Genomic DNA, 6,826 nt, shown 5'->3' with positions numbered 1-6,826 from the left:
CCTCCCCCGCCGCGGGCTGCCCTTCCCGCCTTCGACGCACCTCGCCATGGGCGCATCGCGCGAGGTGCTGCGCCAGGCCGCGCGCGCCCTGGCCGAGGGCGCGGGCCGGCGCGAGGGCTTCATCGCCATGCCGGCGCTGGCCCCCTTCGGCGCGGCGCAGGTGGAGGTCGGCGGCTGCACGCTCTGCGTCGCCTGCACCAGCGTCTGCCCGACCGGCGCGCTCAGCGCGAACCCGGAGATGCCGCAGCTCCGCTTCCTCGAGGATGCCTGCGTGCAATGCGGGCTGTGCGCGGCGACCTGCCCGGAGAAGGTGATCACGCTGGAGCCGCGCCTGAACCTCTCGCCGGAGAGCGCGCAGGTTCGCGTGGTGAAGGAGGAGGCGCCCTTCTGCTGCGAGCGCTGCGCCAAGCCCTTCGGCGTGCGGTCGCAGATCGAGGCGGTGGAGCGCCGCCTGACCGCGACGGGCCACTGGATGTTCGCCGATCCGCAGCGGCTGAAGGTGCTGCGCCTCTGCGAGGATTGCCGCGTGCTGGTGGCGACCGAGAGCGCCCTCGACCCCTACGCCGGCCCGCCGCGCCCGGCGACCCGCACCAGCGAGGACTACCTGCGCGAGGCGGAGCGCGCGAAGCGGCGGGCGGAGGAGGGGTAAGCGGGGGCTTCCTCAAGATAGCCTCCCCACAGCTCCGGCGCTTGGCGGCCGACCTCGGCACCCGGCGCGGAGCGGGCCTGTCCCTCTTGTCGCAGCCCACACACCCGGTGCGGGTTGCCTGCTCCGAGGCAGCCGGATGATCGCCTTCCAGTCACCCGGCGCGATGCGGCGCCGCTGACGGCCTCAAGCCGCCTGTCCCGCTGCCGCCGGGCGAGGACCTTCACGCTGGCGGCCGACCGCCGCCGCATCGCGGGCTGTTCCCTGGGGAACCGCGCGCCGCCCTCGCCCGGGCTCTACTCGCCCTTGTCGAAGCCCATCGGTCCTGACCGGCACGGTTCAGGAATGGGCAAGCAAGGAGCACAGGATCATGCAGTCCATCCCGCAGGACAGCCGCCGCCGCATCCGCAAGTCCCTGGCGGTCGCCGCGCTTGCCATGGTCTCCGCCTTCAACCTGGCCGCATGCGGTCAGCATGTGGAGCGCGCCAATCTGGGGCGCTGCACCAACCTGCCGAACGCCGGCGGTGCGCTCTGCGAGGAGGTTGGCGGGGAATACATCTTCGTCGACAGGTTCACGGGGTCCATGCGGCGCTTCAATGCGGCCCAGGCCGAACTCATCGCACGGGCGAGCGCGTCCATGGCGTATGCGCAAGCCGCGAACATGCTGGCGAGCCAGTCGTCGGGCGGCTCGAATGCGGGTCAGAGGAACTGCCTCGGCAATCCGAGCATTGCCTGCTCGGGATCTCTCAACAATCGGATGAGCGCGTCTCGTTCGTCTGGCCTCACCACGGTTTGCAGCGGTGGAACATGTCTGTCCGCGGGGAGGTAGGACAGGGGAGACTGTCGCCCGCCGCGAGCGGACTGTCTGGAACGGGTCACCAGGAGAAGGTCGGTATGTTTCCCATCACCGGCGCTACGCGCGGGTCATCGGCCCCAACTGCCGCAGCCATCCCAGCAGCAGCCCGTTGAATGCCTCCGCCTTCTCCACATTCGGCAGGTGCTTCGCCCCCGCCACCAGCTCGAACCGCCCATCCGGCACCAGCCGTGCGATCCGCTCGCCCTCGGCCGGCGGCACGGCGTGGTCGTGCTCGCCGCAGACCACCAGCGCCGGCACGCGCAGCCCGGGCAGGCGCACCAGCGAGGACTGCCTGCGCGAGGCGGAGCGCGCGGAGCGGCGGGCGGAGGAGGGGTGAGCGAAGGACGGTGGCAAAGCCGACTTGCGGCCATGCAAGTGGCAACGGATCACGCCGTAGGGCCTTGTGCAGCGGGCATTCAGAAAACTTCCCCGCAGGGCAAAGCCAGAACGCAAGAGTGAGATCGCCGGGAAATCGTGGCCAATCGCGCCTATGCTGTACGTAGGTGATCGTGATCTGTGTTCTTGGGCACTGCAGTGCGGTTTCGACGACCCGTAGGAATCCTACCTATTGCGGCGTCCGAACCCTTTCTACCCGCGATCAGCATTATCATATTATATACAGATTCGCGCACAGAAAGCATTTAATTTTGTAATGACCGACTATTGTCTGCAGGAGATCCCGTGGCGGGCGGCATCACCGGGCCACTGCTATGTTGCTTCATTTTCGTTCCGACAACAGGAGCGGACGTTGGTTCTCGCCGCGCCGTACCCTGCCCCAGGACGTAACCAGCGATCGCAGCGAGGATTGTTCCAGCCTGGTCAGACCCTAAATTACCCACCGTATTGAGGAGAAAAACGACGAAAACGATTGTTACAATTGCCGTAAATCTTAGTATGAAATCTGGTCCGACCCCACGAAGAATAGTTAAATCGATCTGACCAAGCAGTTTTTCTGAGTTCTTTTGCGCCAGATTTCTGCATAGATTTACGTCGCTCTCGTACAGTGATTTTGCCTTTTCTTCAAGAATCGTATTTCTCCAATCTTGGAGAACCTTGATATATTCTAAGATATCTCGACCGATTTTTTCATCGTAATTTTTGTCATCCCGCGATGGAAAACTGCCCGGACGTAAAGTTCCGACGCTACCATTTTGCTCCAGATATCGTATCGACATTCGGACAGCGTCATGCTCCTTTATGGATTGCTGAGCTTCTGGATAGGGGTGAGCAGATAGCCAATCTTTTTCCCTCATTGCCCTGACGTGATAGGAATGCCGTAGCCAAGCCTCGTCGATTTCTCGCAGACGCCTCTGCAAGTCCACTGAACTGAGCGCGTCCAAAAGAGTCTCGCCGACATAGGACGTCACCTGAACACGTCCGTTCCAGTAAAATGCCCAGAAGAAAAGAGACGCGAGAACCAACAGCGCCAAGATACCGACTACGATTTTGCCGTCCATCTATCGTCGTCCTCCGTTTAGAGTGCCCCGTGATTGATCATTCTGCTATCCGAAGCACATCGGAATCAAATGATCCTTACTCGAGGGGGCCGGGGGGGGTGTATGATTTCCACCAATTGTAGCAATTGAGCCGCATGGTCCATTGACGCGTATCGCGACCATCATCGCGCAGCACGGACGCAGCGCGCCGTTCTTTCGCTGCAATCCACAAGATACCGAATATTTGCGCGATTACGCAATAAGGCGCGTCCGGCATTGCAGCCGGGCCGCCGTCGGTCGTTCCCCGATCCGTATTGAATGGCTAGCGGACCACGCGCTCCCGCAGCCACCCGAGCAGCAGCCCGTTGAACGCCTCCGGCTTCTCCACATTCGGCAGATGCCGCGCCCCTTCCACCATCACGAACCGCCCATCCGGCACCAGCTTCGCGATCCGCTCGCCCTCGCTCGGCGGCACGGCGTGGTCGTGCTCGCCGCAGACCACCAGCGCCGGCACGCGCAGCCCCGGCAGCCGCGCGACATGGCTGAAGGCGCTGATCGCCTCGGCGCAGCCGGCATAGCCCTCGGCCTCGGTCGCCGCGATGGTCTCCAGGATCTCGTCCCACCGCGCCGGATGCGCGGCGCGGAACTCCGGCGTCAGCCAGCGCTCGATCGTCGCCTGCGCGATCGGCGCGCAGGACCCGGCCTCCCGCACCGCGCGGATGCGCGGGCCCCAGATCGCCGCCGCATCCGGCAGCGATTCCGGCAGCGCGTCGCAGATGACGATGCTGCGCAGCAGCTCCGGCCGGTCCAGCGCCAGCGCCTGCCCGGCCATGCCGCCGAGCGAGAGCCCGACATAGTCCACCGGGCCGAGCGCCAGCCGGTCCAGCACGAAGGCGAGATCCTCGCCCAGCGCCTGCATGGAATAGGGCCCCGGCGGCGCATCGCTGCCGCCATGGCCGCGCAGCTCGATCCGCAGCACGGCGAAGCCCGCCTCCAGCAGCGCCGGCACCTGCTCCGCCCACATGGTCATGTCGGCGCCCAGCGAATGCACCAGGCACACCGCCCGGCGCCCGCGTTCCCCCAGCAGGTCGCAGGCGATCCGCCGTCCTTCGAGCCGCAACAGCATGTCGTCTCTCCCGCCGGCGATCGGACGGCTCAGTCGATCTGCACGTTGATGGCGCGGACGATGTCGCGCCAGCTGCGCACCTCGTTCGCGACGTAGTCGTTCACCGTGCGCACGTCGCCGCCGATGGGGTCGAAGCCCTGCTGCGCCAGGCGCTGCTGGAAGGTCGGCATGGCCAGCACGCGCGCCACATCCTCGTTCACGCGCCGCACCACCGCCTCCGGCGTCGCCGCCGGGAACAGCACCGCGACCCAGGCGAGATCGACGATCGGCTCGAAGCCGGCCTCCGCCACGGTCGGCACGTCAGGCATCGCGGAGTTCCGCCGGTCGCTCGTCACTGCCAGGCCGCGCGCCTGCCCCGCCTGCACCTGCGCCACGGCCGAGGGCAGGGAGGTGGCGACCATGTCGATGTTGCCCGCCAGCAGCGCCAGCATGGCCGGCCCCGCGCCGGTGTAGGGGACGTGCTGCGCATCGACGCCGCCGGCGCGCTTGAAGAACAGCTCCGCCGAGAGATGCGCCGCCACGCCCACGCCGGCCGTGCCGTAGTTGATCGGCCGCCGCCGCCCGGCCTCCACCAGGTCGCGCATCGAGCGGATCGGGCTGTCGGCGCGCACCACGAACAGGTTCGGCGTGCCGGCGACCACCGCGGCCACGGTGAATTCCTCCGGCCGGTAGCCGGGGTTGCGCGACAGCGTCGGGTTGATGGCGAAGGCACCGGTGGTGACGAGCGCCGTGTAGCCATCGGGCGCGGCGCGCGCGATCTGCTGCGCGGCGACGTTGCCGCCCGCGCCGCCGCGATTCTCCACCACCACCGACTGGCCCCAGATCGGCGCCAGCTGCTCGGCCAGCGACCGCCCGATCAGGTCGGCGAAGCCGCCCGGCGCGAAGGCGACGACGAAGCGCACGCCGCGCTGCGGCCAGGCCCCCTGTGCGCCGGCGCCGCGCAGCGCCGGCAGCGCGAGCGCCGCGCCCAGCAGGATGCGTCGTGTGGACATGGCAACCGTCCCTCCCCCAGGCCGGTTTACGCAGGCTGGCGCGTCGCGGCAACGCGCCCTGGGACGCGCCGGCGCCGCGCGCTACAAGCCGCCATGCCCCAGACCAACCCGCGCATCCTCCTCGCCCGCCGCCCGCAGGGTGCCCCGGTGCCCGAGGATTTCCGCTTCGACGAGGCGCCGCTGCCCGACCTCGCCGACGGCGAGGTGCTGGTGCGGCACCGCTTCATCTCGCTCGACCCCTACCAGCGCGGCCGCATGGACGCCGCGCGGTCCTATGCGAAGCCCGTGGAGATCGGCGGGGTGATGGAATGCGGCGCCGTGGGCCAGGTCGCAGCCAGCCGCGACGCCCGCTTCCACGAGGGCGACTGGGTGCTCGGCGGCTTCGGCTGGCAGGCCTTCTCGGCGCGGCCGGGCCGCGCGCTGATCCCGATCGACCCGGCGGAGGCGCCGCCCTCCACCGCGCTCGGCGTGCTTGGCATGCCAGGGCTGACGGCCTGGGTCGGCCTGACCGACATCGGCCAGCCCAAGCCCGGCGAGATGCTGGTCGTCTCCGCCGCCTCCGGCGCGGTCGGGCAGGTGGTCGGGCAGCTCGCGAGGATCGCGGGTGCCCGCGTCGTCGGCATCGCCGGCGGCATCGCGAAATGCGCCTTCGTCAAGGACGAGCTCGGCTTCGACGCGACGGTGGACCATCGCGGCGACCTCGACGCCCAGCTCGACGCCGCCTGCCCCGCGGGCGTGGACGTCTACTGGGAGAATGTCGGCGGCGCGGTGCAGGCGGCGGTCTTCCCGCGCCTCAACGATTTCGGCCGGATGGTGATGTGCGGCATGATCGCGCAGTACAACACCGCCGCCGGCGCCGCCGCGACCGGCGCGCCGCCAGGCCCCAACCTTGGCCCGGTGGTGCGCAAGCGGCTGCGCATCCAGGGCTTCATCGTCAACGACACGGGCTGGCAGCGCTACGCGCAGTTCCGCGCCGAGATGCTGGCCCACATCGCCGCCGGCCGGCTGCGCTGGAAGGAGGACGTGGTGCAGGGCCTCGCCGCCGCGCCCGCCGCCTTCATCGGCCTGCTGCAGGGCCGCAACTTCGGCAAGCTGGTCATCGCGCTCGACTGAGCCGGCCGGCATGACCGACGCCCCCGGCACCGCGCCTTCCGACGCCGCCTTCGCCGCACGCCTCGCGGGGCTGCGCGTGCTGCTGTGCTATGGCCTGTTCGGCGAGGTGATGGCCAGCCTGCGCCCGATCGGCATCGACTACATGGCGGGGCAGCTGGACTGGCTGCGGCGCAGCGGCGTGGACGCCGCGCCGGTGCCGCTGCCCACCGCGGCGCCCGTGGCGCAGAACGCCGCGAAGCTGGCCGCCGCCATCCTGGCCTCGCCCAGCCCTGTCGTGCTGGTGGCGCACAGCAAGGGCGGGCTGGACGCCCTCTCGGCGCTGCTGATGCCCGGCATCGCCGAGCGCTGCCGCGGCTTCCTGGCGCTGCAGTCGCCCTTCCACGGCTCGCCGGTGGCCGATGCCGCGCTCGGTATCGGGCCGCTGCACGACCTGGCGGACCAGGCGCTGCGCCTTGCGCGCATGGGCGAGGGCCAGGGCCTGCGGGACCTGACCTGCGCGGTGCGCGGCCCCTGGATGGCGGAGCACGCGGCGGCCATCGCGGCGCTGGCGGCCCGGGTGCCGATCGCCAGCCTGGCGACCGAGCTCGGCGCCGAGCCGACGCTGCGGGAACACGCCTACCTGCCGCTGGCGCGCTGGATGGCGCGGCAGGGCGCCGG

8 protein-coding genes are annotated in these 6,826 nt (G+C 69.2%); 4 read left to right on the top strand and 4 right to left on the bottom strand.

The features are described from left to right. Positions 1-649 (top strand): 4Fe-4S dicluster domain-containing protein (locus OZN99_RS22140; RefSeq protein WP_270937426.1); only part of this gene is annotated, 649 nt, incomplete at its 5' end. Between the two features lie 367 nt (positions 650-1,016). Next, on the top strand, positions 1,017-1,475 hold the full coding sequence (locus OZN99_RS22135; RefSeq protein ID WP_270937425.1) for a hypothetical protein: 459 nt from the start codon (positions 1,017-1,019) through the stop codon (positions 1,473-1,475). An 84-nt stretch (positions 1,476-1,559) separates the two neighbouring features. Here OZN99_RS22135 and OZN99_RS22130 read toward each other — a convergent pair whose 3' ends face one another. The 4 genes from OZN99_RS22130 to OZN99_RS22115 all read right to left on the bottom strand — a co-directional run bounded on the left by OZN99_RS22130 (position 1,560) and on the right by OZN99_RS22115 (position 5,056). Next, a complete protein-coding gene (locus tag OZN99_RS22130; RefSeq protein WP_270937424.1) occupies positions 1,560-1,781 on the bottom strand; it encodes an alpha/beta fold hydrolase in 222 nt (73 codons plus the stop codon). 362 nt (positions 1,782-2,143) lie between these two features. Then, entirely contained in the window at positions 2,144-2,959 is an 816-nt protein-coding gene (locus OZN99_RS22125; protein ID WP_270937423.1) for a hypothetical protein, read from the bottom strand. Positions 2,960-3,260: 301 nt separating this feature from the next. Next, the gene (locus tag OZN99_RS22120) at positions 3,261-4,064 is read right to left on the bottom strand and encodes an alpha/beta fold hydrolase (RefSeq protein WP_270937422.1); all 804 of its coding nucleotides are present in this window, start codon (positions 4,062-4,064) and stop codon (positions 3,261-3,263) included. A 29-nt stretch (positions 4,065-4,093) separates the two neighbouring features. Further along, positions 4,094-5,056, bottom strand: coding sequence for a Bug family tripartite tricarboxylate transporter substrate binding protein (locus OZN99_RS22115; protein ID WP_270937421.1), 963 nt, complete (start codon positions 5,054-5,056; stop codon positions 4,094-4,096). 93 nt (positions 5,057-5,149) lie between these two features. Between OZN99_RS22115 and OZN99_RS22110 the strand changes: the two genes are divergently transcribed. Beyond that, on the top strand, positions 5,150-6,169 hold the full coding sequence (locus tag OZN99_RS22110) for an NADP-dependent oxidoreductase (RefSeq protein ID WP_270937420.1): 1,020 nt from the start codon (positions 5,150-5,152) through the stop codon (positions 6,167-6,169). 10 nt (positions 6,170-6,179) lie between these two features. After that, positions 6,180-6,826: hypothetical protein (locus tag OZN99_RS22105; protein WP_270937419.1), on the top strand; the 647-nt coding region annotated here is incomplete at its 3' end.

The organism is Falsiroseomonas oryzae (assembly GCF_027856955.1).
GTDB lineage: Bacteria > Pseudomonadota > Alphaproteobacteria > Acetobacterales > Acetobacteraceae > Falsiroseomonas > Falsiroseomonas oryzae.
This window is presented reverse-complemented; position numbering and strand designations above follow the sequence as displayed.

What these genes read in the sequence shown, in the direction of transcription:
- OZN99_RS22135 (WP_270937425.1), top strand. Translation starts at nt 1,017, where the DNA reads ATGCAGTCCATCCCGCAGGACAGCCGCCGCCGCATCCGCAAGTCCCTG.
- OZN99_RS22110 (WP_270937420.1), top strand. Translation starts at nt 5,150, where the DNA reads ATGCCCCAGACCAACCCGCGCATCCTCCTCGCCCGCCGCCCGCAGGGT.
- OZN99_RS22120 (WP_270937422.1), bottom strand. Translation starts at nt 4,064, where the DNA reads ATGCTGTTGCGGCTCGAAGGACGGCGGATCGCCTGCGACCTGCTGGGG.
- OZN99_RS22115 (WP_270937421.1), bottom strand. Translation starts at nt 5,056, where the DNA reads ATGTCCACACGACGCATCCTGCTGGGCGCGGCGCTCGCGCTGCCGGCG.
- OZN99_RS22125 (WP_270937423.1), bottom strand. Translation starts at nt 2,959, where the DNA reads ATGGACGGCAAAATCGTAGTCGGTATCTTGGCGCTGTTGGTTCTCGCG.